Origin of the sequence: Paenibacillus sp. FSL H8-0548, assembly GCF_038630985.1 — a bacterium.
Classification (GTDB): domain Bacteria; phylum Bacillota; class Bacilli; order Paenibacillales; family Paenibacillaceae; genus Pristimantibacillus.
This window is the reverse complement of the sequence record NZ_CP152049.1, coordinates 4,841,203-4,865,890: the sequence shown is the minus strand read 5'-3', so window position 1 is coordinate 4,865,890 and position 24,688 is coordinate 4,841,203. Positions and strand designations below refer to the sequence as shown.

Below are 24,688 nucleotides of genomic sequence, written 5' to 3'. Positions count from 1 at the left end.
GTGGTACGGATGATGAACTGGATGGAAAAAGAACTTGAGTTATTACATGACGCTTCGTTAGAACGCTGTTTACGTGACAGTGCTCCAGCCCTGCACTCTCCTGGTTATACGGTGAGAGGAGGACGCTTGCTGCTCAATCTGGCCTCTAATGACTACCTTGGACTAGCTCAACATCCTGCTATTATTGAAACCATGTGCGAAACGCTACTTACCGAAGGAAGCGGCTCAGGAGCGTCACGTCTTGTGACAGGCAATCGATTGCCTTATAGAGGTCTTGAAGAAGAGCTGTCACATTGGCAGATGAGTGAAGCGGCACTAGTTTTTGCAAATGGATATATGGCTAATTCCGGTGTTATTAGTGCACTTGTGGGTCGTAACGATGTGGTTTTCAGCGACCAGTTAAACCATGCTAGTATTGTAGACGGTATTATATTGAGCCGTGCGGAGCATGCTCGGTATCGGCATAACGATATGGATCATTTGGAGGCTTTGCTCAATAAGCATCGTGATAAAAGGCGCAAGCTGATTGTTACGGATGCCATCTTCTCAATGGATGGCGATGCAGCTCCCTTATCTAAGCTGGCTGCACTCAAACGTAAATACGGAACGATGCTGATGGTGGACGAAGCGCATAGCGGGGGGATTTACGGAGAACAAGGTCAGGGACTGTGCTTTGAGCTCGGTCTGCAGCATGAGGTGGATGTACATATGGGAACATTCAGTAAATCGTTTGGTGTATATGGTGCATATGTCTGCGGTAGTCGTACATTAATTCGCTGGCTAATTAACAAGGCTAGACCTCTCATGTATTCGACGGCGTTGCCGCCTTCCTTGGTCACGGGTATATCAACATCGCTCGCCTTAGTCCAAGCAGATCAATGGCGCCGCGAACGACTCTTCTCGTTAAGCAGATTGTTTCGATCCTCGCTGCTTAACGCTGGTTTTAATGTCGGTAGGGGGGATTCTCCGATTGTGCCAATGATTGTTGGTGATAATGAGGCGACCCTTCGTTTCAGTGAAGCGCTTGAATGGAACGGGATAGAAGCGGTGGCCATTCGGCCACCTACGGTTCCTAATGGTACAGCGCGCATTCGCTTTTCCTTAACAGCTTCCCATATAGAAAAGGAATTGATTAATGCAGTGAAGATAATCTGTGCAATCGGACATCAGTTAGGAGTGATTCGTTCATGAATGCAGTGGACATGGATGGTGCGTCATCGAGTGGTGTTATATTGTGGCTGACTGGATGGAGTATGCCGGATACTGTTTTTGATCGACTTCGCGAGTTACTGCCAGAATACGTTCATGTCTCTGTAGAATACAATGATGCGGACTCGCCAGAGAACATGCTGCACCTCACGGAAACGATAGCTAGGAAGATCCGATTTGTGGATGAGGCGGGTTGCAGCATTAGGCGGTTTCAAGGCTCGATACTGATCGCAGGCTGGTCACTGGGAAGTTTGCTTGCGCTGCGACTAGCGGCTAATGGTTACGCTGATGGTCTTGTACTGTTCGGTGCGACGGCTCGTTTCACTCGTTCCAAAGAAGAAGGTATCTTCGGCTTAGCAGATGGCTACATTCGGCAAATGATCAGAGGAGTCTCAAAGGATCAGCAGGCTGTTGAAACGAAGTTCAGGAAATTTATGTTTACGGATATAGAATGGGAGAGCGGTCTCGCTGCAAGCCTTCCCCCAATTGGCAGTTGGACAGTTCCAGCATTAATCGCAGGCCTTCAAATTTTACGAAGCGAGGAATGTATGTCTAATTTACCGAATATTACTTGTCCTGTTCTTCTTATTCATGGGACAGGGGATAAAATTTGTTCTTATTCTGCTGTCCTGGAGTTAAGGGATCAGCTGCCTCATGCAAAGTTAGTAACATTACAAGACTGCGGGCATATGCCCTTTTTGGGAAGGGAAGTACACATAGCTGGAGAATTGAGGGGATGGTGGCATGACCAACAGCAGAATTAGTGCTATTGGGCGTCAATTTAATCGAAGTTCCAATTCATACGATACTCATGCCCATGTTCAACGAACAATGGCTCATCAGCTTGTAAGATCTCTCATAGGATGGAAAAACAAACGGTTCATAGTTGAGCCTAACATTCTTGAGATCGGTTGTGGCACCGGGTCACTAACCCAAATGGTAGTGAAGGAATGGCCTAGCGCGAAAATTACTGCACTTGATGTTGCACCCGAGATGATTGAAGTAGCTATGAAACGTGTCCAATTAGCAGATGATCTTCTTGGCACTATAAAGAGTTCATCTGGACGTATACGTTTTATTCATGCGGATATAGAAAATTGGGCGGCTGATGCTCCAGCCTCCTCTTACGATTACATCGTCTCGAACGCCTGCTTTCAATGGCTAAGCAATCCGGAGGATACGCTAGGACATCTTCAGCGAATGCTGCGGCCTGGAGGAATACTGCTATTTTCCACATTCGGTCCGGATACATTCAATGAGATGCATAGGTCATTTCATGAAGTTTATCGTGCATTCGGAATGGAACCGCAGCGTCACGGCCTGTCGTTTCATTCGACGCTCCAATGGCAGCATATGATTGAGGAATCAGGATATGCAAACTTCAATTATAAACGTTATATTCATATGGAAAAGTATGCATCCGCAAGGGATTTTCTTCATTCGGTTAAAGCAATGGGAGCTAGTACTTCAGAAGCCGTAACGATGAAGGGACAAAGCTTACGACGCTTGTTCACTAACATGTATAAGGAATACGAGGGGGAATTCAGTATAGAGGGAGGGGTTGCTGCCACTTATGATCTCCTAATAATCCAATCAATTAAAAATTATTAAATATGTAATATGCAGTTGAAAAGATAAGTTATCAAATGCCTCGGTTAAACCACTTGATTGGGCAACAGGTTACCTTTAACTTATGGTCTCGAAAATGAGAGAACAACATTTAATAAATCCGTGTTACCATTAATAGGTAGGTTCTTTGCAACCCCATTTGATTTGGAGGGATTATCAATATGAACGTGTATAATGCTGCTTCCGATGTTGCTAACCTGGGATCCGGTCATAAGCTGGCCGACATTCCGGCCCATGACCCATTCGTCGTTGCCGACGGAGCCACACAAACCTATTATTTGTATACCGGCGGAAGCCCAAGGCTAAATGGTATGGACCGATACGGTGTGCTTGCCTACAAAAGCCAAGACTTGCTGAATTGGGAAGGCCCCTACGTCGTATTTACCATTCCAGACGGCATATGGGCTAATCCGCAGCACGGAGCATGGGCGCCGGAAGTTCATACTTACAACGGGCGCTACTACTTATTTGTTACGCTGCATAACAACGATAGAAAGCTGGAAGGGGAGGGGCATGGCGGTTACCGGCTCCATTGGCGCGGTACAGTCATTGCTGTCTCGGATTCGCCTGAGGGACCGTTCGAATTAGTCAAGCAAGAGGCTCCGATTGTCCCGGCGCATTTGATGACGCTCGACGGCTCGCTGCATATTGATGAAGAAGGAAGCCCTTGGATGGTCTACTGCCATGAATGGGTCCAGACAGCAGACGGAACTGTGGCAGCGATCCGTTTGAAAGCGGATTTAACTGATTCTGATTCGGAACCGATTCATCTATTTAGTGGATCTGAAGCGCCGTGGGACAATGGGAATCATCCGCAGGATGAAGCAAAATCCATGTACGTGACAGATGGCTGCCAAGTATACCGGACTAGCGGTAATCGTCTGATCATGCTCTGGTCCACGTACGAAAAGGGAAGCTACGTACAGACGATTGCACGCTCCACAACCGGCAAGCTGGAAGGACCATGGGAGCAGCTGGAGCCGCTCGTTTTCGATGATAGCGGCCATGGCATGCTATTTCAAACGTTCCAAGGCGATTGGATGATGATTCTACATTCACCCTTTCGTATGCCCGAATCCAGGTGCAAGCTGTATGAGATGACTGATACGGGCAATTCCTTCATCGTTAAATCGGCGAGGACTGATCTTGATAGTGGTCAAATTGAAAACGCTATCGAATAGCCATTGTAGCTTTGTAGGATAGAAAAGAGGCTGTCTCCTAAGGTCATTGACCAGGGCGGGTTAGCCCCTTATTAAGTGGAATTATCGGCGGACAAGGTCACAGCGTTCAGCTGGAATTTTAAATAAATTCTAATTTTTCTGCACTAATAGAGAGCTCGGTTATCAGTGAGCATATCACTTTTTACTGCCTGCCAAAACATGACATATAGTAAGAAATAACCTATAATATTAAATTGATGTTAATAGATAGTATGGAGGGTTGTTTTTGAGGAAATTAGCTGCTTCATTGGTTTTGACCACAATATTATCTACTGGTGTATTAAGTATGACCAGTGCTGCATCGGAGTCCCGTATTGACGTAATCATCAATAATGAGACACAAAAATACAGCAATAGCCCGATCATCGTTAATGGATCTGTTGTGGTTCCTCTACGTGCGATTTTCGAATCGCTTGATGCAAATCTGCAATATGATGCGAAAACAAAAGTAATTACAGCAATGAAAGGCGACATGGAAATTATTCTTCAAATTGGCAGTCGCACGGCAACAGTCAACGGCAAGCAGGTTGCTTTGAATCAGCCCGGTGTAATCGTTGATAATTCCACCTATGTTCCTGTTCGTTTTGTGAGCGAAGCACTTGCAGCATCCGTAATCTGGGAGTCAAAAACAAGAACAGTAATTATTCAATATGTAACAGAAACGATGATTAATGAAGCGATAGCCTCTAATAATCTGACTTTATTTAAACAATTATTAACTTCGCGGCCTTGGTTATCCAATAAAGCATTGGAGCTCGTTATTCATCATTTAAAGAGTGCAGAATGGGCGAATGCAGCAGTTGAAGCAGGAGCGAATGCTAATCATGTTTTTGAAGATGCGGTTTCATTCAAATTAGTCGATGTTGTCGAGCTGTTTTTGGAGAAAGGGAAGGTCAATCCGCAGAATTACGTCAGTTATCGAGATGGATACTCCTATCTATCTGTAGCGGGATGGAAACATGAGTCTGAGCGACTGGTTGATATTGATAGTAAGAGACAAACGTTTAATATAGCAGCTGAACCATCCTATGAAATGGCAGAGCTATTGTACAAGCATGGTCTTAGAGCAAATGATATAGATGCTTTGGGCGCAATAAATTCATATCCGGAGTCAAATATTGCTTGGTTGGATTGGCTTCTGTCGCATGGTTCCAATCCGAATGGCGAGACGATAAAAATGGTCTATTTAACTAATGAGGAACGTGATATTCACTTTTATGCGTTACATTTAGTTCCGGACGCAGCTGTTAAAAACAAATTAGTGCAGGCTGCATACAACGTAACAAGCTGGAATCCGGACTGGTATAACCTAGATAAATTGGAAATATTGACCATAAAGTATGGTGCTAGCTTAGAGCCTCTTAGTCAAGCAGAGAAAGATCGTCTGCTGTATTTGGCAAAATCGGGCAACAGATCTTCTCTCATCAACATTCTTGTAGAAGCAGGAGCGAAGTAGCAGCAAGCAATATTCACGAGGAGGGAGGTTCGCCTCGCTTAAGACTTTACAAGCCGTTATAGCAGAGCAAGCTTTGCTATAACGGCTTGTTTCATACGTCTGTTTTTAAAGCCTTCCGAAGCACCAGCTCAACCTTGGATAAATGGTCAGTTATTAAGCTCTCAGCTAATTTCTTGTCCTGCTGCTCAATGGCTTCGTATATCATTTGATGCTCGTGAAGCAAACGAGAAGCAGTCGCCTTCTCACTGTAAAACCAAAGTTCTCTAGATTGACGGATGGACTCGTTAAACCGGTCAGACATGGATTCCATCAGCTGAATCAGTAGGGAATTTCCTGAAGCTTTCACTATCGCTATATGAAATTCAACATCGGCGCGTTCGCCCTCTGAAGTATCATTATGTTCAAGTCCAATCTCCATTGCAGCTATTAGTTCTCTTAATCGAAGCAAATCCGTAGAGTTGCGTCTTTCGGCAGCAAGGGATGCTGCTCTAATTTCCAGCGCCATACGGACTTCAAGGAGCTCAATTAATGAATCGGAGTTAGTAAATAAATGAGCTGCACCATGTCTGACATCTGTTGGAAGCACCGACTTTACAAAGGTTCCTCCTCCTTGTCGAACATCCAGCCAGCCCATTGCTTTGAGCGCACTCACTGCCTCCCTGATTGTAGAGCGTCCTACACCGTAATTTTCAGCCAATTCTACGACCGAGGGGATACGTTCCCCAGGCTGCCATTCACCATCCTGAATTTTGAATAAAATGTGGTCAGCTACCAGCTCATGGCCTTTTTGGGTATTTATTTTCATGGAAGCCTCCATTAATTAATATTGAACACGAAAAGATAAAAGGACTATACAATGTAATGAGTTTAGCATATAATCTGAGAAAAGTCATCAGATGACCTGACGATAAATTCATCAGATCACCTGACCTATAATGTGAAAAAGGGAGTGAATTCACTGATGCTGGATCAAGCTTTAACTCGAAAGCTTCGCCAGATTGTCGGAGAGAAATATTTTAGGGACGATAAAGAGGCCTTAGTTGCCCATTCTTATGATGGGACACCCATGCTTCAAAGCCTTCCTGACGGTGTGATTTATCCAGCGGATACATATCAAGTAACGGAAATCATGAAAAATTTAGCATCCTACAGCGTACCGATTGTACCTCGCGGCTCTGGTTCTAATCTATGTGGCGGCACTGTTCCCGTCCAAGGTGGGGTCGTGATGGTGATGCATCGAATGAATCAAATTTTAGAAGTCGATTTGGAAAATTTAACGGCAACGGTACAACCGGGGATCATCACGGCAGAATTCATCACACATATCGAATCGCTGGGACTATTTTATCCGCCCGACCCCAGCAGTATGCGAATATCGACGATAGGCGGCAATATCGCCGAGTGTTCAGGTGGACTTCGCGGTTTGAAATATGGCACGACGAAGGATTATGTTATCGGTCTTGAAGCCGTTTTGGCAAGCGGTGAAATTATTCGGACTGGCGGGAAGCTGATGAAGGATGTCGCGGGCTATGATCTAACCAAACTGTTGGTAGGTTCCGAGGGTACGCTCGCGATCATTACCGAGGCAACCTTGAAGCTGGTACCGCCTCCGAAGAGCAAGAAAACCATGCTTGCTATGTATAAAGATCTTTATGGGGCAGCTAGAACGGTATCTCGAATTATTGAAGCCAAAATTATTCCTGCTACGCTGGAATTTATGGATAATCCAACGATTCGGGTCGTAGATGATTTTGCTAAGCTGGGCCTTCCACGTGATATGGAGGCGATTCTTCTGATTGAACAGGACGGCGACTTGGAAGCGGTGGAACGTGATATTGAGCTTATTCGAAAAATCTGTGAATCGGAGAGTGCAGATAGAGTGGAGGTGGCGGAGAGTAGGGAGCATGCGGAGAAGCTGTTAACAGCAAGGCGCAGTGCTTTTACAGCGCTCGCACGCCTTCGCCCAACGACCATTCTGGAGGATGCAACGGTTCCGCGGTCCAAAATCGCCGATATGGTGCTGCGTATTAATGAAATTGCCCGAAAGTACAATGTTTCGATCGCCACATTCGGACACGCGGGGGATGGAAATCTTCATCCTACGGCTACAACGGATGCAAGGGATGTTGAAGAGGTGCATCGAGTGGAGCTGGCATTCGAAGAGATTTTTGAAGCGGCAATTGAATTGGGTGGGACCATAACCGGAGAACATGGTATCGGGATGGTCAAAGCTCCATTCCTGGAATGGAAAATCGGAAAAACAGGCATTGAAGTGATGCGTGGAATCAAACAAGCATTCGACCCGCAAAACTTACTTAATCCAGGCAAGATGTTTGCTAAAGAGACAAGAAAGAGAGTGGTGATTACACGTGGCTAATGGGAATGCCGAGACATCAATCCAGAATAAACCAGCCATTGCACTAAGTAATCCGATGTCCAAGACGCTGCAATTAAAGCTCGATTATGATCAATTGACGAACTGTATGCGATGTGGGTTTTGCTTGCCGGCTTGTCCTACCTTTAAGGAAACGGGTCTCGAGCAGGAGTCTCCTCGGGGACGAATCGCGCTGATGAAAGCGGTAGCCGACGGCATTATGGATCCGGATCAGGCGTTCCAGGACCAAATGAACCACTGTCTCGGCTGCAGAGCTTGCGAGCCGGCTTGCCCAGCTGATGTTAAATACGGACAGTTGATTGAGCAAGCTCGAGATGCGATCGAGGACCATGACGTACACAGCGTTCCTGTTAAAGGACTTCGCAAGGTTTTCTTCGATGGTGTCTTTCCACACCGTGGAAGGATGAAATGGCTGGGGAGATCGCTTTCGATATATCAAAAGTCAGGTTTGCGCAAGCTAGTCAGAGGAAGCGGCATGATGCAGTTGTTTCCGGCTCATATGCGCGAGATGGAACAAGTCTTGCCGGACGCGACCGCCAAAGGTGTAGTTGAACAGCTAGGCACCGTTTATCCAGCCAAAGGGGAAAGAATTGCCCGAGTCGCATTGTTTCGGGGGTGTATTATGGATGTATTATTCTCGGAAACGAATGTCAATACAGTGAAGCTGCTGTCCGAAGCTGGTTTTGAGGTAGTGATTCCGAATGAGCAGGTATGCTGCGGGGCGCTTCATGCGCACAGCGGCGAGATGGATAGGGCCAAAGATCTTGCTCGTACGAATTTGCAAGTGTTCAAAGATGCGGAGATCGAGTATATCGTCTCTAATGCTGGCGGCTGCGGTGCCTTGCTCGTGGAATACGATCATTTGCTGCATGAAGATTCCGAATATCGCGAGCTCGCCGAGTGGTTTGCCTCTCATGTGATAGATGTAAGCAAGCTGTTGTTCGAGCATGGAAGAATTCCGGCGTTCACCGAGCGGAATGCGGGAGCTGATGAGCCGGTCACGATCACCTATCAGGATTCCTGTCATCTACGCAACGTAATGAAAAGTTCGAATGCTCCTAGGCAGCTTATGAAGCAAGTAGGCAATGTCCGTTTCGTGGAGATGAAAGAGGCAGACCGCTGCTGTGGTTCGGCAGGCATCTATAACGTGACTCAACCCGAGATGGCAGGTCAAATCCTCGAGCATAAGATGGAGCATGTTAACCGAACAGGGGCTCACTATCTTCTCACCAGCAATCCGGGCTGCCTGCTGCAAATGAAGCTGGGAGTCCGGAAGCATGGTGCTCGCGACCAAATGGAAGTTAAACATGTCGTGGATTTCTTATACGAAAGAATGTCTAGCACACCATAATATAATCGATATGGTTAATCAACAAGAGCAGCGTAATGAGAATAGACGGGGAGAATCAATAGGATTCTTCCTTTTTTTGCGCTTGAAAAATAAGAATATAATCCATCATATGCAGGGGATTGTGAATGGTTAGTCTCCTTGTTTTGCTGTATGCTTGTAAAATTAGTATCCGGAGCTCTGATTGAGATCCGGAGTTTAACGTATCATTTGAAAGCGCAGCCTTACAAAATAGTTAAGTTGAACATAAGAATGATCTTCTCGCGCAGCGCCCAAAATGTAAATTTCTAGTTCAACATATATAGATGGATTGGAGCGATAACGAAATGAATGAAATGATGCGGAAATTACCGCGCAAATTAACGATTACGATGTGGGATTTTTCTTGGTATACGATGACGATGCCTGGCGAGCCTTATAGCGATTTGGGTGCGCGCTTCAAAGAGGCGGTGGATAGAGGCTATAACACGATTCGTATATGCGCGATGCCTTTTATGCTGTTTACAGCTGAGGGCAAGCGGCCGGGACCGCTGCGATTCGGTAATCTGGGCGAGGTCGGACAGCGGACTCGCTGGTATAATTGCCAAGGCGGTGCAGAGCTGGACGGACATGCGCATCTTCTGGAGCTGTTCAGACAAGCGAAGGCGCACGGCTGCTATATCATGCTCTCCTCTTGGGAATATCAGCAAAGCCCAAGCTTTCTGGCACATCCGGAGCTTCGGGATCTGCTCGCAGCTATCCCTCCAGAGAAACGCTTCATGGCGATAGCAGAGTCCATGGATCAATTGATCCGTTTTGTGAAAGCAAACGACTGCGGCGAGCAGATCGTTTATGCCGAGCTTCATAATGAGGTGGAGTTTGGACAATTAACAGCGGTAGGAACAAGCCAAGGCATAGCGGATACGAATACGCCAGCACTTGTAGAAGCGATGCAGCCTTATATAGAAGAGGCCGTTGACTATTTAAGGATGCAGCATCCTGACGTACTGATGACGGCCAGCTACACGCTGAATGAAGCGTACCCGAAGGCTTATGCAGCCCGCAATATGCAGGTGGCTCATTTTCATCTCTATATCAAAGGCGTGCTCAATGAGCTTATGGATGCTGCAGGTCTTTCGGATGAGACAGCACCATTTCCGAACGAGTTTGTGCAGTCGCTGCTGCGGGAGGATGCTTCGCCTTTTGAAGCTTGGACGCTTCCAGCAGGTCAGGAATGGAGAATGGAAGGTAACCCGGTCGGGATGAAGCTCATCTATTTGCATAATTGGGCAGATCCGGCTAAATGGGATTTATTTTTATATGACCGCTACGGCGCTCACAAGCAAGCAATGCTTCAAAAAGCAGATTTTCGATTTGAGGAAATCCATGACTGGGTGCGTCATACGAATATTCCAATTGTTATTGGAGAGGGTTATGTCGGTTATACGCCGCTCTATGCAGGCTTCGAGGAAGGGCCGGTTGGGAAGTTCATCGCAGAGTATTGCTTGTTAAAAGGGATGTCGCTCGGCTTTTGGGGCATGACGCTCTGCTCGAACTGTGCTCCGCATCATCCATTTTGGGATGATATCGCATGGCAGCGCAAATGGAATCAGTTTATTTTGGAAGGGGATCAGCATGAAACTTCTCATCCTAGACGATGAAGGACGGACAAGAGAGTTTCTTCATCATCGCATACAGTGGAACTCGACCGGAATTACGGAGGTCAGGTCTGTTAAAAATGGCTGCTTGGCGCTGGAGCTGTTGCTAGAATGGGTTCCAGACATTATTTTATGCGATATTCGGATGCCGAAGATGGACGGTATTGAGTTTGCCAAGCAGCTTCGCTTGCAGGATATGGATGCCAAGCTTATTTTTCTGAGCGGCTTCTCCGATAAAGAGTATTTGTTTTCCGCTATACAGCTGCAAGCGTTTCAATTTATTGAGAAGCCCATTAAGCCTGAGCTGCTTATTCAAGCCGTCGGTGAGGCTGTAAGTATTCGACAAGCGGAGCTTGCTAAGAAGAAGGTGGAGCTTCGCCTTCAAGCGAGCTTTGATGAGAATATACCCATTCTCAGGCGGGAAATGGTACGCAAGCTCATTACAGATCCGTATTCCCCTCACGTTGTTCCGGCCCTTGTGGACCGGGACACTTTTTTGCTATCTGATAAAGGGCCGTATACGGTAGCAGTCGCCCCTCTATTTTGGCGGACATCGGTGATCTCGAAGGAAACGAAGCTCGTGCAGGAGGATATTTTGAATGACCTGTTCAAGAGTGAGGAAATGCTGGAATGGGGGGCAATCGCCGGTTTTGATTTACAGAACTGGTTGGTCATTATTATGCCCGGCACCTATGGCTCATCCTATACGGAAGGCAGAGCGAGGCTGGAGCAGCTCATTCACATTTTGCATCGAAGTATGGGTCCTAATATTCAGTTTTATTTAGGTGTCGGGAGCACGTCAAATGCTTTATTCGATATTCCGCAGTCTTATCGCTCGGCGTTAGACGCTGGAAATCTAATGTTTTACCACGGGTACGACGGTATTGGCTTTCATACTGATTTGGTTGAAAATGAGCCGCTTGAGATGGACTGGGAGAACCTTAAGCAGTTTCGTGAATGTGTACGTAGAGGAGACATTACAGACGCTGCTGCTGTTATTGGGGAGCTGACCGAGCAAGCGATGAGAAGTAAGGATTTAGATATTATCCGAGTAAAAGATGTTTATTTTCAGTTTCTTCTTATTTTGCATGAGGTAGCACTGCAGCAAGGGCTGACTGATCGGGAGGAGGGCGGCGAGAGTCGCTATATTTGGAAGGAAATTGATTGTACGCCAAATCTAAACGCTCTACATCACTATGTGCTGTCTTTCCTAACGATCTTCGAGAAGGAGGAGGGAAATGCTGGCGCTGGGAAAATGAGAGAAATTGTACGCTTCATTCATGCCCATTTCCATGAAAAGGGCTTTGGCATACAGATGATTTCGGATCAGGTGGGGCTAAGCGAAACCTATTTATGCTCCTTCTTCAAGAAGCAGAGCGGACAAACCATTAAGCAATATATGACGAGTGTCCGGCTAGAGAAGGCGAAGGAGCTGCTGGCGGACCAAGCGCTTAAGCTCTACGCTATTGCACAGGCGGTAGGCTTTGCAGATGCTAACTATTTTACGACTTTCTTTAAAAAATATGCGGGCTGCACACCAACCGAATACCGAGAAAGGCTGGAAGCTTAAGATGCCGAATCGGATACGCCTTTGGTCAGACCTTAGTGTTCAATATAAGCTGTTTGCCGCGATTCTGTTTGCGGTATCGATCCCCTTTATTTTATTGTTATCTATTCATCTTAATATAAGTGCGAGTGAAAGCAGGGAGCAAGCAAGCTATAGCGCAGACAAGGTTATGGCCGAAACCAGATCATTTCTTGAATACAAAGCGGAATCCATCCACGAGATGCTTAACTTTATTGCTTTCAATGAGGTCATTCAGAATCAAGCCTCCAAGACGGCAGCGTATGAGGATGTGAATGTATGGGCGATGGATGCTAATCGTATTGATAGAGTGCTGAATCAATTTCCCCATAATCAAGATATTGAGAGCATACGATTGTATTTGCAAGCAGGACTGGCAGGCGAAGATGGCAACAGTGATTTCCTGCTCATAGACCAAATTTTAAATAAAGACTGGCTGGAGCAATTCAAGCAATCCAAGCAGTCCTTCACATGGATTTCTTCTGAGCTGCTGGGGCAGGACTCTGATGCTGGTCAAATTACCATTCTTCGCAAAATACCAGAGGAGCACAATATTTTAAGCTATTCTGGACTTGTTAGTGCGCAAATTTCCAAAGCCTCTATTCAGAAGGTGCTTGATCACTCGATTCTTACCCCGAATACGACAGCCTTCCTGATTAACAATCAAGGCGAGCTGCTCAGCGCAAGCTCGTCTTCCCAAATGAACGTTATGGAGTTAAGTGAAATATTGAATAGTGTTCCTTCTCTGATGTCGGATGAATACGGCTGGGTAGAGCATGTGGTCTTCCAGGACCATACGATGCTAATTGGAGCAACCGCGATTCAAAATAAGGCAATGAAATTGATTGTCGTTGTGCCAGAGTCTGATATTCTAGCAACGATCTATAAAACTCGCAATCAGTTGATCTCTATCTTTCTCATTATAATTCCATTCATTCTGCCTTTATCGTTTGTTGTTGCTGGCTCTTCGACCAAAAAGCTGCGTCAGCTCATTCGGCATATGAGAAAGGTTAGGGATGGCGATTTCAGCAAAATGCCTATTAGAGCGAATCGGGATGAGGTTGGAGATCTCATCGTTACGTACAATTCGATGGTAAACAGTATCGGCCGGCTTATGGATGAGACCTATCAGCTCGGGCAGGAAGTCAAGAATAAGGAGCTTAAGGCGCTGCAGGCGCAAATCAATCCCCATTTCCTATACAATACGCTGGATTTAATCAATATTATGGCTATTGAAAGTGAGGAAGACGATATATCTACGGTGGTGGGGGAACTGGCTGTATTTTACAAGCTAAGTCTTTCTGATGGGCTTGAGAAGATTATGCTTGCGAATGAGATCAAGCATGTCGAAGCATATATGCGGATTCAAAATATGCGTTTTGGAGGCGGGATCAAGCTTGAGGTCGAAGCTTCAGATGAGCTGCTTGGCTGCGAGGTGCCTAAAATTATTTTACAGCCATTAGTTGAAAACGCGATCTTGCATGGGATTAGAGAGAAGGATTCGGAAGAGGGCACGATTACGATTGGCATTTTTGCGGAAGAAGGCTGCCTGATCATAAGGATACGCGACGACGGTGTCGGCATGTCTGAAAAACAGCTTGCCAGCGCGATTGCAGGCAAGAGCAGCAAACGAACCGGCGGATTTGGCGTCCGCAATATTCAGGAAAGAATATCACTGCTATTCGGGCATGGCTACGGTTTAGCTTATGAGAGCAAGCTTGGGGTTGGAACGATGGTGACGGTGAAGCTGCCGATAGACAAGCGTGCTTAACAAGCAGCCAAGGTTTTCGAAGGATATCGTAACTTTGACCTGTATGTACTGCATTAGGTTTTCTATAAACTAAAGCTATAGCAGAGAGAATCTAACGGATGGTGATAGCATGAATAAAGTTTCAGCATTAGAGCCGGCAGGCAAAGCAAGGCGAGAAACAGGCAACCGTTTTATTGGTGAAATACGCAGACATTGGCCTTTGTACTCCATGTTTATTCCAATTGCCGTATATTTCTTAATTTTCGCTTATGCACCAATGGCTGGCGTTGTCATGGCGTTTAAGGATTTTAACTACAGAGATGGCATTTTCGGCAGCCCGTGGAACGGATTTCAAAACTTTGAGTATTTTTTCGTTTCAGGCAAGGCGTGGATCGTTACGCGCAACACCATCTTGTACAATGTTGTGTTTCTTAGCCTGTATACAGTATTTTCTATCGTGACCGCGATATTGCTGTCGGAAATTCAGAAGAAATTTTTCAAGAGAATTACCCAAACATTTTTGTTCCTGCCTTATTTTATATCGTGGGTAACGGTTTCGGCATTCGTCTATAACTTTCTCAATTATGAATACGGTATCGTCAATGTGCTTCTAAGACAGTTTGGTCTGGACGCCGTCGATATTTACTCGACATCATGGTACTGGTTTTTGCTTCTGCCTTTCTTATATGTTTGGAAATGGGTAGGCTACGGCAGTATTCTCTATCTGGCAGCCATTGTGGGCATCGATCAGGAAATATATGAGGCTGCTACGATTGATGGAGCAAACCGCTGGCAGAAAATTACGAGAATTACGATCCCTTTGCTGAAGCCAACGATGATTATTCTAATTTTGCTTGGGCTCGGACGTGTGATGAGGGGCGAGTTCGATATGTTCTATCAGTTGATAGGCAACAATGGCTCCCTGATGGATGCAACTGATATTATCGATACGCTCGTGTTCCGTTCGCTTGTGAATACACAGGATTTCGGCATGGCGGCATCGGTAGGCTTCTATCAATCCATTCTTACTTTGATCATTATTTTGACGGCGAACCACCTGGTCAGACGTTACGACAAAGATCATGCACTATTCTAGATTGCATTCCACAGACAAGCAGGTGATTAAGCAATGAATGCTAAAAAATTAAATACATCGCCATTATTCTCGGTTTTGGCTTATACGATTGTCGGTATTCTTTCACTCATCACATTTGCGCCATTCATCGTACTTATCGCGGGTTCATTTTCTTCCGAGAGTGCGGTATTGCGAGAAGGGTATTGGTTTTGGCCCAGAGATTTCTCATTTGATGCTTATGCCTTCATCTTCCGCTACCCAGCTGAAGTGCTGTCGGCTTACCGCGTATCTATTATTATTACGGTTGTCGGAACGGTTGTCGGATTGCTGGTTTCTACAATGGCTGCCTATGTGCTGTACCGCAAGGAAGTGAAATATCGGAATGCGCTAGCCTTCTTCCTGTTCTTCACGACCTTGTTTAACGGTGGACTTGCTCCGTTCTACATTATGATTACGAAATATTTGGAGCTGAAAAATACGCTCGGCGTATTGATTCTGCTTCCAATGTTCAACGTGATGTTTATACTCATTTTGCGCAGCTTCATTCGCGGCTCTATTCCAGAGCCGTTAATTGAATCAGCTAAAATCGACGGCGCCGGCGAGTATCGTATTTTCTTCCAAATGGTGCTCCCGCTATCTAAGCCTGCTTTAGCTTCCATAGGACTGTTCACCGCTTTGGCTTATTGGAATGACTGGTGGACGGCGATGATGTTCGTGGATAAGGATCATCTGATTCCTCTCCAATATATGCTCTACAAGATGTTGTCTTCTGTGAATATGTCTTCAGCAATGGCACAATATGCCGGTGCAATCGACCAGCCGAAGGAAACCTTCAAGCTTGCGATGACCGTTATTGCGACAGGGCCGATCTTGCTGCTGTTCCCATTTGTTCAGAAGTATTTTGTTAAGGGTGTAACGATCGGCGCAGTAAAAGGTTAAACGGGTTTAGCGATATGGATCTGTATGCTGGATTTATATAGAATTACAATTACTTTTCTAAGGGGGAAAAGAGATCGTGAAGAAAAAAATGAATTTTGGCATCATCAGCCTGCTATTGCTTTCGCTTGTATTATCAGCTTGCTCTAGCAATGGAAACAAGGGGGTAGAAAGCAGCGGTTCCAATGAATCATCAGGCAGCCAGTCTGCAAATGGGATTGATAATTCCAAGGAAGTTAAGCTAACGATGTATTTGCTTGGCGACGCGCCAAAAGGCATGCCTGAGGTTATGGACGAGGTCAACAAAAAACTAAAAGAAGACATTAACGCAACGCTTGACCTTAACTATATTGGTTGGGGTGAGGTTCAGTCGAAATATCCGCTTATTCTGGCATCTGGAGAAAATGTAGATATTATTTTCGCGGCGGACTGGAACTTCTATGTTCAAGAGGCGATGAAAGGTGCTTATTACGAGCTGAACACTGATTTGCTTAACAAATATATGCCTAAGCAAATGGCAAAGCTTGATCCAGCTGCTCTCAAAGCGGCTGAAATCAAAGGTGTGCCTTATATGGTCCCGACATCAACACCCGACCGTAAAGCAAGTGTTGCCGTTATCCGTAAAGATTTGCGCGAGAAGTATGGAATTGGCGAAATAACGAAATTTTCTGAGCTTGGGCCTTATTTAGAAGCGATTAAGAAAAATGAGCCGGAAATGGTCGGTCTGAACCTGGACAGCCAATTCGACTTGCCAACACCATTCCTATATCTGACAAATGAGAAAATTGCATATACACAGCCGCTTGATTCGGGTAATCCAATGGCACAAGGGCTTGCCTATGACTATGAGGATTCATCAGGTGAAATTTTCACAACCGTTGAAGAGCCGTTCCTAAGCGCTGCCAAGTATGCAGCGAACATTATGAAGGAATGGTATGACAAAGGTTATGTCAACAAAAATCCGTATGCGAACAAAACACGTTCGAAGGACAATTTCTGTGAAGGCAAATCTGGCGTTGCGCTAGGCAACTCTCTTGATGTTGCTGCTGTAACCGAGCTTTGTGCAAGTAAAGGCATTGAGGTAGAAATTATTACAGCAACATCTCCAGGCGGACACGCACCACAAAACACTTGGCTCAATAACGGCTTGGCTGTTGCAGCTAATTCGAAGTATCCAGAGCGTGCGCTGCAGGCGATGGATTTGATTATGCACGACCCTGAGTATGTGTATCTGCTTTCCTTCGGTATCGAAGGCAAAAACTATATTATAACCGAGGATGATAAAATTTCATTGCCAGAAGGTATAACTTCGGAAAACAATACATTCCCTGCGGATTCAAGCGGCTTCTGGTTTGTAAATAAGGATCTCATTAAGCCAATGGCAAATTGGCCGCAATCTTATGTTGACCATATCAACTCTGTTGGAGATAAGCTCATGCCGCTTAAGTATGCTGCTTTCACCTTTAATACAGAGAATGTGAAGAGTCAAATTGCGAATATTGCGAATGTATCCACGCAATACGGAAGCCCGATTTTTATCGGAGCCGTGAAGGATGTAGACGCAGCGTACGTTCAGTTGATTGAGAAGCTAAACGCTGCAGGAATTGACAAAGTGAAAGCGGAAATGGAAAGCCAAACACAGGCTTTCTTGGCTGCTAATCAATAGTATATATAGGTCGAAATAAAATTTACGTAGTATGCGCTGCGCAAGTAGATCATTCTTACGATCGCGGTTGCAGCCAGATTCTTTGATTTTGTAAAACATTTAAAGGTAAGAATATGGACTGCAAAGGCGAACACTTCGTTTCTCCAGAACGATCTTCTCGCTTCGCTTATACTTCATTTTTATGTTCAACTTATATAGAGAAGAAATAAGGGATTACTCTTTAAGGTCTATGACCTGTAAGAGCAATCCTTTATTTTGTGTTGCAAATCATATGGACGTAACGGAGATCGGACTCGCCATATCACCCAGAACGCTTGAACTGGCTGTTATACAGCTCGTAATAGAAGCCGCGCTTCGACAACAGCTCATCATGTGTGCCGCGCTCGGTTATGCCGCCCTGATTGATGACTAGTATTTGGTCAGCCTCGCGAATCGTACTGAGTCGATGGGCGATGACAAAGCTAGTGCGGCCCTCCATCAGCGTGTGCATAGCTGTCTGAATATGCATCTCTGTACGAGTATCAATGCTGCTGGTCGCCTCATCCAGGATGAGAATAGCTGGGTCAGCGAGCACCGCGCGGGCGATTGTCAGCAGCTGACGCTGACCTTGACTTAAATTACTGCCTCCGGAAGTCAGCACGGTGTCGTAGCCCTGCGGCAGCTTCTTGATGAAGCTGTGCGCGTTCGCAAGCCGGGCTGCAGCTTCAATCTCTGAATCGGTCGCAACGAGTCTGCCGTACCGGATATTTTCCCGAATCGTATCGGAGAACACGTAGGCGTCCTGTAGTACGATGCCAAGCTTGCTGCGCAAGCTGTCTTTGTCCAGCAGCCGAATATCGATACCGTCAATCGTGACGGAACCAGAGTCTATTTCATAGAAGCGAGTAAGAAGGTTGATGATCGTCGTTTTGCCAGCACCCGTCGGACCGACGAGAGCAATCGTCTGCCCTGGGCTTGCGGTAAGCGACACTTCGTTAAGAATGGGCACGCCTTCCTTATAGCTGAAGGAGACATGGTCGAAGCGGACCTCGCCCCGTACCTCACCGAGTAACTTGCTTTGAGAAGGATCATCATACTCTGTTTCTGTATCAATGGTTTCAAATACCCTCTCGGCGCCGGCCACTGCAGATTGTACGAGATTGAACTGGTTAGCGAGATCGCTGAGCGGTCGTTGAAACTGCTTGGAATAGTTGAGGAATGCGACGATTACACCAACGGTTGTCCAATCCTTGAAAGCCATCCAACCGCCTACAGCTGCGATAAGCGCAAAGCTTAAGTTATTAAGTACGTTCATTACAGGTCCTACGGTGCCTGAATAGATTTGGGCTTGAATGCTGGCGTTCGTCAGCTTGTGATTGATTTCAGAGAACTGCTCGCCAGTAATTTTCTCTCTTCGATAAACCTGCACAACCTTCTGACCAGAGATCGTCTCCTCGATGTAGCTGTTCAGCTCTCCGAGATTTTCCTGCTGCTTCGTAAAATATTTACGCGTGCGAGCCGTGATCATTTTTGTAAATAGCATGACAAGGGGTATGGTAACCATACTGAGCAAGGTCAGCCAAATGTTGAGGTAGAGCATAATGGCGAGTGAGCCGATTAGCGATAATACGCTGGAAATCAGCTGTGTGACACTCTGATTAAGTGTACCAGATACATTTTCAATATCGTTGGTCGTTCGGCTCATAAGCTCCCCGCGCGTCTTGCTGTCGAAGAAGCGGAGAGGAAGCAGCTGCAGCCTTGCAAAAATATCACGGCGCATCGCTTGTACCGTATGCTGCGATACTTTTACCATGACCTGCTGCTGCAGCCATGCCGTCAAAGCTGTACCTGCATAAACAGCGAGCAGAACGGAGCATAGAGCAAGCAGCCCCTCGTAATTTTGAGGAATGATGTAATTATCAACAGCGCTGCCGAGCAGATAAGGAGCAATTAATGATAGCAGTGTCGTCATTATAGTGAATAAGAAAACTGCGATGAGCCCGCGCCTATAAGTGCGAATGTAACCCCATATGCGGTTGATCGTCTGCATCGTATTTTTGGGCTTAACCTTCTTCATTGGCATGCCGCCGCGCGGACCGCCGCCCCGCATACTTAAGTCTGGTGCGCCGCTGCTAACTTCCTTCTGATTATCCTCTTGTTTAGCCATAGATTGGTTCTTCCTTCCCGAGCTGTGAACGATAGATTTCCTGATACAGCTCACAGGAAGCGAGCAGCTCGCTGTGTGTGCCTTCGGCAACCAATCTTCCATCGTCCAACAATAGAATCTTATCTGCATTCATGACAGAGGAAATACGCTGCGCGATGAGAAAGCTTGTGCGTCCCTTCATTAATTGTGCCAGTGCGAATTGAATCCGCGATTCCGTTCCCATGTCGATCGCACTGGTACTGTCGTCGAGGATGAGGATGGTTGGCTGAAGGATAAGCGCCCGCGCAATGGAGATTCGCTGCTTTTGCCCGCCAGAGAGATTAATTCCCCGTTGTCCGAGCAGCGTATCGTAACCGCTTGGCATTGCCTCGATGAAGTCATGCGCTTGCGCAGCTTCTGCGGCGGCAATAACCTCCTCGTCCGATGCATCTGGCTTGCCATAACGAATATTTTCGCGTATAGAGCCGGAAAAAAGGATCGATTCCTGCAGGACGATGCCAATTCTCTCTCTAAGAGATTGCAGCTCGTAGTCACGTACATCCACGCCGTCAACCAAAACCCGGCCAGTCGTTGCATCGTACAAACGTGGGATGAGTCCTACAAGAGAGGATTTTCCTGATCCTGTAGCACCGATAATTGCTACATTCTGTCCAGAATGAACGGTGAAGGACAATTCGCTAAGCACAGCTTCGTTTTCTGCTGAACGATAGCCAAAGCTGACATTATCGAATGTAACTTCGCCGCGCTGTTGAACATGTTGTACTGTTTGTGCCGCACTTTGAATTTCTGAATCAGTAGCCATTACCTCTTGAATACGGTCTGCCGATACTTTGGCGCTAGAGATGCGCACGAGCATCATTGCAACAGAGGAGACGGAGAACAGCACCTGCGTTACATAGTTAATGAAAGCAACTAGGCTGCCAACCTCGAATGAGCCGTTGATAGCATCCTTTCCTCCAAGCAAAAGAACAGCTACGATACAAACATTCAAAATAGTAGTCAAAATCGGCATATTAATCGCGACTAGACGCTGTGCTTTAATAGCTACCTTCGTATAGTCCTCATTGGCACGACCGAATCGCTTGTTCTCATAGTCTGCACGAACAAATGCTTTGGATAGGCGAATGCCAGCAAAATTTTCTTGCAGTACCGTATTAACCTTATCCATTTTCTTCTGCACACTGGAGAACAGCGGAAGGGTAGCACGGATGAGCAGGAACATAACGATGAACAGCAGCGGCACAGCAATAGCTAAAATGACAGCAAGCTTAGGGCTGATCACAACGGCCATGATCATGCTGCCGATGGCAAGCAAGGGGGACCGAACGAAAATTCGAAGCAGCATTTGCACCATCGTTTGCAGCTGCACGATATCGTTTGTAAGTCTAGTAATGAGTGAGCCTGTATTCAGCTTATCTAGATTTCTGAAAGAAAAGCTCTGTACCTTCGTAAAGAGATCATGACGCAGATCCTCCCCAAACCGCTGAGAAGCGATAGAGGAGTAAACCGTACAGCCGACCCCGCCGAGGAGTCCAACTAGAGCCGCGCCCAGCATTAGCATTCCGCTATTGCGAATGTGAATGATATCGCCCTTCATGACGCCTTGATCAATGATGCTCGCCATCAGCATAGGCTGCAGCAGATCCATACTAACCTCAAGCAGCATAAGGAGCGGAGCGAGCAGGGTGGCAGCCCAATGTGGACGTAAATAGGAGACTAGCTTGAGCATAGGTTCACCTCTGTTAATTAGTATCGTTAGCAGAATTAGGAAGAGGGAGAGTCTCGGACATGGTAGTGACGTTGTCATTCATTCGTGCCAGAAGACCTCTCAGCAGCTCCGTTTCTTCTTCGGAAAAATTGTCCAGCGCCCGCTGTTCTAACATATCGAGTGTTTCTCGGACTATCTTCAGCGTTGAGTGCCCTTTATCAGATAAATAAATGCGAGATACGCGCAGATCGCGAGCATCAGTCTCACGCCGGACGAGGCCGTTTTTCTCCATCCGATTCAACATAACCGTAAGCGTTGCTGCTTTAATATCGAGCTGGCGAGCCAGCTCGTTCTGGCTCTGTCCGCCTTCTCGCGCCAGTGCAAACATGAGAGGCGGTTGTCCGGGATATACATGATGCTCGTTCAGGAGCGTATGTATATTATGATGATGCCGTCTTACGAGATGGGACATTAACCGTGTAATATGTCCGTTGTTAATCGGTGGCCTCATAGCAAATGACCCCCTTCTTTAATTATATGTAGTCGACTAACTAATATTTTATTCTATGCGATTCAGTATTGTCAAAGAAAATATAGGAATAGCCGCTCAGCTAATTGCTGCCTGACAATTGTCCATACAGTAAGGGATGTCCTTCCGTGAATATACACGAAAACCAATAAAGAGTATATTTAACAAAGCCATTTAATTGATTATGATTATCACTATCATCAATGCGGTTAATGAGCAATTGGATGAAGTGGTTGAGAAGCTCTTGTCAATTAAATAAAAAATTAATAGATATAAGGTGGTAAAAATGAGTCGGCATCATGTTATTCATTCCTATAATGAGGTCAAGGAAAAGAAGGTTTATTCCAGACCTCGGGCAGCAGTCGTGCTTCTGGTCTCCAGTATCGCGGCCTTGCTGCTAAGCATTGCATGGTCTGCAGCTGTCGGAGCGGCCGACATCCGGTTGATAACGGTTTGGAATGCCATTGTGCACTTCAATCCTGATAATTTGGACCATCAAATTATCCAGACGATCCGTTTGCCCCGTGTAATAGCAGGCGCTCTGGTTGGGGCTTGCTTTGCTGTAGCAGGTGCGATTATGCAAGGAATAACACGCAACCCGCTAGCTGACTCAGGCTTGCTGGGAATTAATGCGGGGGCAGGTTTTGTCATAGCACTCAGCTTTGCGTTTTATCCAGGACTTTCATTTATTTATCTGATGTTTTATTCGTTTGTGGGCGCCGGTCTCGGCGCCACACTCGTTTATGACATTGGTTCATTGACGAGAGGCGGCTTGACGCCGATACGGCTTGTTCTCGCAGGGGCTGCGCTTAGCTCGCTCTTGGTCGCTTTAAGCGAAGCATTAGCTTTCTATTACAATGTAGATCAAGACATTGCCTTTTGGAATGCCGGCGGTACGGCGGGTACGAAATGGATGCATATCAAAATTATATTTCCTTGGATTGCAGCCGCAATGATCGGAGCTCTTGCCCTATCCCATTCTATAACGCTGCTAAGCCTTGGCAGCGATATTGCTAAAGGTCTTGGACAGCACACATCCTTAGTCAAGCTGCTTAGCGCTCTTGTTGTACTCATTTTGGCAGGAGCGTCGGTATCGGTGATTGGAGCTATCGGGTTTATTGGTCTTATCATTCCACATCTAGCAAGATATGTGGTTGGTGTCGATTACCGCTGGATTATTCCTTGCTCGGCGGTGCTTGGCAGTTTGCTGGTCGTATTATCCGATCTTGCGGCTAGAATGATCAATCCTCCTCATGAAGCTCCTGTAAATGCCGTTATTGCATTAATCGGAGTACCGTTCTTCCTCTACCTGGCTCGCAAGGAAAGGAGAGAGCTGTGACGTATGAATCATCATTTATTATCTAATTCAGAGGCTCGTAAGCGAAAAAGAGCTATTCAGGCAATGGTCATTTTAGGCCTGCTTATCCTCATTTCTTTTTTCATAAGTATGAACACAGGATATACACGATTGCCGCCGCTGGATTTATTAAAAGTCATATTTGGCTTTGGCGGTGATGAGCAAAATTTGATTTTGTTCGAATTCCGTCTTCCAAGAATTGTGATTTCAGTCCTTATTGGCGCTGGCTTAGCCGTGGCTGGCTGCGTTATGCAGGGAATCTCACGCAATGCGTTAGCTGATCCAGGTATTCTTGGCATTAATGCGGGGGCAGGGCTTATGGTTATGCTCTTTATTTCCTTCTATCCGACAACGAACGCTGCGCCTGTAGCTTTGCTTCCCCTATTGGCATTTGTTGGCGGCTCATTGATTGCTGCTTTAATTTATGGATTAGCTTATAAACGGTCGGAAGGCTTGATTCCGATTCGGCTGCTGATGTCAGGCATTGCCGTTTCCGCGGCCGTTAGCTCCGCGATGATTGTACTCACGATTAGATTAAGTCCGCAAAAGTTTCGATTCGTCGCGACTTGGCTTGCCGGAAGCATTTGGGGGGCGGATTGGACATTCGTACTGTCCCTGCTGCCTTGGATTGTTGTGCTGCTTCCATTTGTATTCTTCAAAGCGCGTACGATGAATGTGCTTAATTTAGGAGATCAGCTGGCGACAGGATTAGGAACCTCAGTAACTAGAGAACAGACAATATTATTGGCTGCAGCTGTTGGTCTTTCCGCTTCTTGTGTAGCGGTGAGCGGAGGGATCGGTTTTGTTGGCTTGATAGCGCCGCATCTCGGACGAAGGCTTGTTGGTTCGACGCATCAATTCTTGCTCCCGACATCGGCATTAATAGGCTCGCTGCTTGTTATTATCGCAGATACGATTGGGCGTTGGATTGTTCAGCCTCTTGAGATTCCTACGGGAATCGTTATAGCAGTAATCGGTGCGCCTTACTTTCTTTATTTGCTCAGCAGGACAAAGGTGTGAAATGGCATGTTGGAACAGCGGT

Annotated in this window: 19 protein-coding genes; 15 read left to right on the top strand and 4 right to left on the bottom strand. The window is 46.2% G+C overall.

Features of this window, described 5'->3' with window-relative positions; translation table 11 throughout:
- Positions 1–12 precede the first annotated feature (12 nt).
- The 5 genes from bioF (at position 13) to MHI37_RS21215 (ending at position 5,514) form a co-directional block, all read left to right on the top strand.
- A complete protein-coding gene (gene bioF, locus MHI37_RS21235) occupies positions 13–1,191 on the top strand; it encodes an 8-amino-7-oxononanoate synthase (RefSeq protein WP_076339065.1) in 1,179 nt (392 codons plus the stop codon).
- Positions 1,188–1,973 carry an alpha/beta hydrolase gene (locus tag MHI37_RS21230; RefSeq protein ID WP_256710665.1) on the top strand — a complete coding sequence of 262 codons (786 nt, stop codon included), beginning with the start codon at positions 1,188–1,190 and terminating at the stop codon, positions 1,971–1,973. Before bioF ends, MHI37_RS21230 begins: the two co-directional genes overlap by 4 nt.
- Positions 1,954–2,820, top strand: a complete 867-nt coding sequence (bioC, locus tag MHI37_RS21225) for a malonyl-ACP O-methyltransferase BioC (protein WP_076339064.1) — start codon at positions 1,954–1,956, stop codon at positions 2,818–2,820. Before MHI37_RS21230 ends, bioC begins: the two co-directional genes overlap by 20 nt.
- Positions 2,821–2,999: 179 nt before the next feature.
- Positions 3,000–4,019, top strand: a complete 1,020-nt coding sequence (locus MHI37_RS21220) for a glycoside hydrolase family 43 protein (protein WP_076339063.1) — start codon at positions 3,000–3,002, stop codon at positions 4,017–4,019.
- A gap of 265 nt (positions 4,020–4,284) precedes the next feature.
- A complete protein-coding gene (locus tag MHI37_RS21215; RefSeq protein WP_076339062.1) occupies positions 4,285–5,514 on the top strand; it encodes a copper amine oxidase N-terminal domain-containing protein in 1,230 nt (409 codons plus the stop codon).
- Positions 5,515–5,605: 91 nt separating this feature from the next.
- Here MHI37_RS21215 and MHI37_RS21210 read toward each other — a convergent pair whose 3' ends face one another.
- Positions 5,606–6,319: a FadR/GntR family transcriptional regulator gene (locus MHI37_RS21210; protein WP_076339061.1), complete on the bottom strand. Its 714-nt coding sequence runs from the start codon at positions 6,317–6,319 to the stop codon at positions 5,606–5,608.
- A 156-nt stretch (positions 6,320–6,475) separates the two neighbouring features.
- Between MHI37_RS21210 and MHI37_RS21205 the strand changes: the two genes are divergently transcribed.
- The 8 genes from MHI37_RS21205 to MHI37_RS21170 all read left to right on the top strand — a co-directional run bounded on the left by MHI37_RS21205 (position 6,476) and on the right by MHI37_RS21170 (position 17,906).
- The gene (locus MHI37_RS21205; RefSeq protein ID WP_076339060.1) at positions 6,476–7,891 is read left to right on the top strand and encodes an FAD-linked oxidase C-terminal domain-containing protein; all 1,416 of its coding nucleotides are present in this window, start codon (positions 6,476–6,478) and stop codon (positions 7,889–7,891) included.
- Between the two features lie 55 nt (positions 7,892–7,946).
- Positions 7,947–9,260, top strand: coding sequence for a (Fe-S)-binding protein (locus MHI37_RS21200; RefSeq protein WP_083676485.1), 1,314 nt, complete (start codon positions 7,947–7,949; stop codon positions 9,258–9,260).
- A 323-nt stretch (positions 9,261–9,583) separates the two neighbouring features.
- Positions 9,584–10,897: a cellulase-like family protein gene (locus MHI37_RS21195; protein WP_076339058.1), complete on the top strand. Its 1,314-nt coding sequence runs from the start codon at positions 9,584–9,586 to the stop codon at positions 10,895–10,897.
- A complete protein-coding gene (locus MHI37_RS21190) occupies positions 10,872–12,464 on the top strand; it encodes a response regulator (protein ID WP_076339057.1) in 1,593 nt (530 codons plus the stop codon). The genes MHI37_RS21195 and MHI37_RS21190 overlap by 26 nt, the downstream gene beginning before the upstream one ends.
- A 1-nt stretch (position 12,465) precedes the next feature.
- Positions 12,466–14,250, top strand: a complete 1,785-nt coding sequence (locus MHI37_RS21185; RefSeq protein ID WP_076339056.1) for a sensor histidine kinase — start codon at positions 12,466–12,468, stop codon at positions 14,248–14,250.
- Between the two features lie 208 nt (positions 14,251–14,458).
- The gene (locus MHI37_RS21180) at positions 14,459–15,325 is read left to right on the top strand and encodes an ABC transporter permease subunit (protein WP_256710667.1); all 867 of its coding nucleotides are present in this window, start codon (positions 14,459–14,461) and stop codon (positions 15,323–15,325) included.
- A 33-nt stretch (positions 15,326–15,358) separates the two neighbouring features.
- On the top strand, positions 15,359–16,243 hold the full coding sequence (locus MHI37_RS21175) for a carbohydrate ABC transporter permease (RefSeq protein ID WP_076339054.1): 885 nt from the start codon (positions 15,359–15,361) through the stop codon (positions 16,241–16,243).
- 76 nt (positions 16,244–16,319) lie between these two features.
- On the top strand, positions 16,320–17,906 hold the full coding sequence (locus tag MHI37_RS21170) for an ABC transporter substrate-binding protein (RefSeq protein WP_256710664.1): 1,587 nt from the start codon (positions 16,320–16,322) through the stop codon (positions 17,904–17,906).
- A gap of 301 nt (positions 17,907–18,207) precedes the next feature.
- Here the strand turns inward: MHI37_RS21170 and MHI37_RS21165 are convergent, their stop codons facing one another.
- From MHI37_RS21165 to MHI37_RS21155, 3 genes are read right to left on the bottom strand one after another with little or no spacing between them, the layout of a single operon-like run.
- Positions 18,208–20,052, bottom strand: coding sequence for an ABC transporter ATP-binding protein (locus MHI37_RS21165; protein WP_076339053.1), 1,845 nt, complete (start codon positions 20,050–20,052; stop codon positions 18,208–18,210).
- Positions 20,045–21,781, bottom strand: coding sequence for an ABC transporter ATP-binding protein (locus MHI37_RS21160; RefSeq protein WP_076339052.1), 1,737 nt, complete (start codon positions 21,779–21,781; stop codon positions 20,045–20,047). The genes MHI37_RS21165 and MHI37_RS21160 overlap by 8 nt, the downstream gene beginning before the upstream one ends.
- A gap of 13 nt (positions 21,782–21,794) precedes the next feature.
- A complete protein-coding gene (locus MHI37_RS21155) occupies positions 21,795–22,271 on the bottom strand; it encodes a MarR family transcriptional regulator (protein ID WP_076339051.1) in 477 nt (158 codons plus the stop codon).
- A 304-nt stretch (positions 22,272–22,575) separates the two neighbouring features.
- On the opposite strand from MHI37_RS21155, the gene MHI37_RS21150 reads away from it, so the two are divergent.
- Both MHI37_RS21150 and MHI37_RS21145 read left to right on the top strand, forming a co-directional pair.
- Positions 22,576–23,628 (top strand): iron ABC transporter permease, encoded by a 1,053-nt coding sequence (locus MHI37_RS21150; protein WP_076339050.1) that lies wholly within the window; start codon positions 22,576–22,578, stop codon positions 23,626–23,628.
- Between the two features lie 3 nt (positions 23,629–23,631).
- Positions 23,632–24,666 (top strand): iron ABC transporter permease, encoded by a 1,035-nt coding sequence (locus MHI37_RS21145; protein WP_076339049.1) that lies wholly within the window; start codon positions 23,632–23,634, stop codon positions 24,664–24,666.
- Positions 24,667–24,688 lie beyond the last annotated feature (22 nt).

Excerpts from the sequence above, each read along its gene's own strand:
- MHI37_RS21175 (WP_076339054.1), top strand. The coding sequence starts at position 15,359 with ATGAATGCTAAAAAATTAAATACATCGCCATTATTCTCGGTTTTGGCT.
- MHI37_RS21205 (WP_076339060.1), top strand. The coding sequence starts at position 6,476 with ATGCTGGATCAAGCTTTAACTCGAAAGCTTCGCCAGATTGTCGGAGAG.
- MHI37_RS21180 (WP_256710667.1), top strand. The coding sequence starts at position 14,459 with ATGTTTATTCCAATTGCCGTATATTTCTTAATTTTCGCTTATGCACCA.
- MHI37_RS21145 (WP_076339049.1), top strand. The coding sequence starts at position 23,632 with ATGAATCATCATTTATTATCTAATTCAGAGGCTCGTAAGCGAAAAAGA.
- MHI37_RS21190 (WP_076339057.1), top strand. The coding sequence starts at position 10,872 with ATGAAACTTCTCATCCTAGACGATGAAGGACGGACAAGAGAGTTTCTT.
- bioF (WP_076339065.1), top strand. The coding sequence starts at position 13 with ATGAACTGGATGGAAAAAGAACTTGAGTTATTACATGACGCTTCGTTA.
- MHI37_RS21200 (WP_083676485.1), top strand. The coding sequence starts at position 7,947 with ATGTCCAAGACGCTGCAATTAAAGCTCGATTATGATCAATTGACGAAC.
- MHI37_RS21155 (WP_076339051.1), bottom strand. The coding sequence starts at position 22,271 with ATGAGGCCACCGATTAACAACGGACATATTACACGGTTAATGTCCCAT.
- MHI37_RS21185 (WP_076339056.1), top strand. The coding sequence starts at position 12,466 with ATGCCGAATCGGATACGCCTTTGGTCAGACCTTAGTGTTCAATATAAG.
- MHI37_RS21195 (WP_076339058.1), top strand. The coding sequence starts at position 9,584 with ATGAATGAAATGATGCGGAAATTACCGCGCAAATTAACGATTACGATG.
- MHI37_RS21150 (WP_076339050.1), top strand. The coding sequence starts at position 22,576 with ATGAGTCGGCATCATGTTATTCATTCCTATAATGAGGTCAAGGAAAAG.
- MHI37_RS21165 (WP_076339053.1), bottom strand. The coding sequence starts at position 20,052 with ATGGCTAAACAAGAGGATAATCAGAAGGAAGTTAGCAGCGGCGCACCA.
- bioC (WP_076339064.1), top strand. The coding sequence starts at position 1,954 with ATGACCAACAGCAGAATTAGTGCTATTGGGCGTCAATTTAATCGAAGT.
- MHI37_RS21210 (WP_076339061.1), bottom strand. The coding sequence starts at position 6,319 with ATGAAAATAAATACCCAAAAAGGCCATGAGCTGGTAGCTGACCACATT.
- MHI37_RS21220 (WP_076339063.1), top strand. The coding sequence starts at position 3,000 with ATGAACGTGTATAATGCTGCTTCCGATGTTGCTAACCTGGGATCCGGT.
- MHI37_RS21160 (WP_076339052.1), bottom strand. The coding sequence starts at position 21,781 with ATGCTCAAGCTAGTCTCCTATTTACGTCCACATTGGGCTGCCACCCTG.
- MHI37_RS21230 (WP_256710665.1), top strand. The coding sequence starts at position 1,188 with ATGAATGCAGTGGACATGGATGGTGCGTCATCGAGTGGTGTTATATTG.